Annotated in this window: 3 protein-coding genes; 2 read left to right on the top strand and 1 reads right to left on the bottom strand. The window is 67.2% G+C overall.

From position 1 onward, the window contains the following. A partial coding sequence (locus tag ELR45_RS05215; RefSeq protein ID WP_205856033.1) for a glycoside hydrolase family 88 protein occupies window positions 1-1,158 on the bottom strand: 1,158 nt, incomplete at its 3' end. Between the two features lie 364 nt (window positions 1,159-1,522). On the opposite strand from ELR45_RS05215, the gene ELR45_RS05220 reads away from it, so the two are divergent. Beyond that, entirely contained in the window at window positions 1,523-2,674 is a 1,152-nt protein-coding gene (locus tag ELR45_RS05220; RefSeq protein WP_129663992.1) for a Gfo/Idh/MocA family protein, read from the top strand. A gap of 142 nt (window positions 2,675-2,816) precedes the next feature. Beyond that, on the top strand, window positions 2,817-3,575 hold a 759-nt coding region (locus ELR45_RS05225; RefSeq protein ID WP_420813811.1), incomplete at its 3' end, for a sugar phosphate isomerase/epimerase family protein.

Below are 3,575 nucleotides of genomic sequence, written 5' to 3' on the forward strand. Positions count from 1 at the left end.
GATCGTGTCGCAGACGGTGAGGCCCGCCTGCCAGTACCGCCGGCCGGCTTCGGTATCCGTGCCCAGGTACCGGCCGAGGCGCAGCAGGCCCTGCGCCGTGATCGCCGCTGCCGACGAGTCCACCGGCTCGTGGTCGTTGTAGGGGTCGGAGGGACGCGAGAGGTAGTCGTCGCCGAGCTGCACCAGGCCGGGTGCCCCGGTGTCCCAGTACGGGACGCCGTCCGTCGGGGTGTTCTCCAGGTAGAAGTCTGCCGTCGCGGTAGCCGCCTTCAGCATCATCTGTTCGACGGCGGCCCGGCCGCCGTACGGCTCCAGGTCAGCATCAGGCACTGTGGCCACGAACTCCAGCTGCTCCGGGTAGCCCGCAACGGCCCAGGACAGGCCGCGGGTCCAGGTCGAGAACGGCGAGTATCCCTGCTGCGTGCTCGGGCAGCGGTACTGCCCGTCGTTGGTGTTGAAGATCGACTCGTGGACCGTACGGCCCCAAATGTCGTAGGAGTCGCGGCCCTCGCCGTAGTAGACGTTGTATTTCGCGGTGTTCGCCGCGTGCTCGATCAGCCTGCCGAGCAGCGAGATCTTCTCGTCGTGCTCCGCCATCAGCGTGTGCCCCAGCTTGTGCGCGACGGCGAGCGCGCGGCACGAGCGGATCGTGTCGACGAAGAGCGAATGCGGGCCGTTGAACGAGTACACGTAGCCGGTACCGTCGGCGGTCCGCTGCCATCGCGACGCCTGCACCGCGCCGCTGACCTGCAGGGCCAGCTCGTAGAAGGAACGCTCGCCCGCGTCCTCGGAGATCTTGCCCTCACCCATCAGGCGCCAGAGGTTGCCGTAGGTGCTGACGTTGTTGAACCCGTGGTCATGCACGCCGATATGGCTGATGTGGCTGGCCATGTGCTGCGTGGTCCGGCTCCGGCCCAGGTCGAGATAGGCTTCGTCACCCGTGGCGTCGAACTGCAGGACCGCGGCGCCGTACTGGAAGCCCTGGGTCCACTCGGTCCAGCCGCGAGACGTGTAGCGGCCTTCGACCGTGTACACCGGCGCGCCTTTGTCCGGCGGACAGGTCTGCTCGATCGAATCGATCTTCGCTGCGGACGCCTCCCAGAGCCTGTCGATCTTCCCCAGCAAAGCAGCTGGCGTCAGCGCATCATTCACAATCACGTTGGCACTCTCCCGGCCTCGTTGGTCGATGCACGAACGACGGACCCGAGGGACCGGTGTTGCCGCAAGCAACGACGGACGCGAGGACCGGCGTCGCCGTGAGCGCCCGATGCCGCGGCGACCGATCCGTGGCGGCCCGTGGCTCGTGCATGACTCGACGTTCGTCTGTCACCCATAAGCCGCCGCTCCCCATGATCATGAACATAAACCGTGCACATAGCACGCTTAGTGTTCATGATCATGGAACTGAGCCCTTTCTGGACGACCTATGAGGAGACCGGCCAGACCCGCTGCTCAGGCAGGCCTGTCGCGGCTCCGGTACCATAGTGTACGCTGTCGGTAAGCGTTTTCCCAGGAGGGTTCAATGACACGCAGGTCCATCGGCGTCATCATGAACGGCGTCACCGGCCGGATGGGGTACCGGCAGCATCTCGTCCGGTCCATCCTCGCCATCCGTGCGCAGGGCGGAGTCGAGCTGGCCGACGGCACGCGGATCCAGGTCGAGCCGCTGCTGGTCGGCCGGAGCGAAGCGAAGCTCCGCGACATTGCCGAGCAGCACGGGCTTGACCGGTGGACCACGGACGTCGACGCCGCGCTGTCCGACCCGGACATGCAGATCTACTTCGACGCTCAGCTCACGTCGGTCCGCGAAACCTCGATCGTCAAGGCGATCGAGGCCGGAAAGCACATCTACACCGAGAAGCCCATCGCCGAGAGCGTCGAGGCCGCCCTCAACCTGGCGCGGCGCGCGAACCAGGCCGGGGTGAAGAACGGTGTCGTGCACGACAAGCTCTACCTGCCCGGCCTGGTGAAGCTCCGCCGCCTCATCGACAGCGGCTTCTTCGGCCGCATCCTCTCCGTCCGCGGCGAGTTCGGGTACTGGGTGTTCGAAGGCGACTGGCAGTCCGCGCAACGTCCCAGCTGGAACTACCGCAAGGAAGACGGCGGCGGCATCGTCAGCGACATGTTCTGTCACTGGGACTACGTCCTGACCAACCTGTTCGGCCGCGTCGAGGCGGTCACGGCGCGTGCGGTCACGCACATTCCGCAGCGGTGGGACGAGCAGGGTAAGCCCTACGATGCCACCGCCGACGATGCCGCCTACGGCATCTTCGAGCTCGACGGCGGGATCGTCGCACAGCTCAACTCGTCGTGGTGTGTCCGCGTCCACCGCGACGAGTTGGTCGAGTTCCAGGTCGACGGGACCGAGGGCAGCGCCGTCGCCGGACTGCACAACTGTGTGGCGCAGCATCGCGGCGCCACGCCACGACCCGTGTGGAACCCGGACCTGGTGGAGACCGAGCCGTTCCGTGACCAGTGGCAGGATGTCCCGGCGAACACCGACGTCGACAACGGCTTCAAGGCGCAGTGGGAGGAGTTCATCCGGCACGTCGTCGAGGACGGGCCACACCCGTACGACTTCCTCGCCGGCGCCCGTGGTGTTCGCCTCGCCGAAGCCGGCCTCGAGTCGTCGGCGGAGGGCAAGCGGATTGCGCTGCCCGAGCTCACCCTCTGAATCAATAAGACGACGCACCGTGGAAGCTTGCTGTCGCCATAGCAACCATATGGAAGCTTGCTGCAGACCGCCGGCCACACCGTGGAAGCTTGCTGCAGTGCCGGGTCGGCACGGTGTGTGACTCATACCTGACGGGAGCCTGATGAATCGTCTGTCGTTGAACCAGAAGACCACCAACTCGTGGACGGTGGAGCAGGCTGTCGACGGATGCGTCCGTGCCGGGCTGGAGTCGATCGGTCTCTGGCGCGAGCCGGTGCACGAGGCGGGTCTCGCCAAGACCGCCACGCTCGTCAAGGACGCGGGCCTGCGTGTCTCGTCGCTGTGCCGGGGCGGGTTCATCACCGTGCATGAGGGCGAGCAACGCCGCCGGGCGATGGACGACAACCGCCGCGCCATCGACGAGGCGGCCGAGCTCGGCACCCGGCACTTGGTAATGGTGGTCGGCGGACTCCCCGAGCCCGGCGGCGCGGGAACGCCCGTGCTGCCGGGAACAGCATCCAGCGGGGCGAGCACCAGTGAGGCAGGTACAGGCGGGTTGGAGCAGGCGCCGGCTGAGCGCGACCGTGACCTGCCCGGAGCCCGGCAGCGGGTCGCGGACGGGATCGCCGAGCTGGTGCCGTACGCACTGGAACGCGGCGTCCAGCTCGCGCTGGAGCCGATGCATCCGATCTACTGCGCCGACCGTGGCGTCCTCTCCACGCTGGGCCAGGCGCTGGACATCGCCGAGCAGCACCCGGCCGAGGCGGTCGGCGTCGTCGTCGACACGTTCCACGTCTGGTGGGATCCGGACATCGAGCGGCAGATCGCACGCGCCGCCGGCCGGATCTCCAGCTTCCAGGTCTGTGACTGGATCACCCCTCTCCCAGCCGATTCTCTGCTCGCTCGCGGGATGATGGGCGAC

Origin of the sequence: Phytoactinopolyspora endophytica, from assembly GCF_004138495.1 — a bacterium.
In the GTDB taxonomy this organism is placed as follows: domain Bacteria; phylum Actinomycetota; class Actinomycetes; order Jiangellales; family Jiangellaceae; genus Phytoactinopolyspora; species Phytoactinopolyspora endophytica.

Excerpts from the sequence above, each read along its gene's own strand:
- ELR45_RS05220 (WP_129663992.1), top strand. The coding sequence starts at position 1,523 with ATGACACGCAGGTCCATCGGCGTCATCATGAACGGCGTCACCGGCCGG.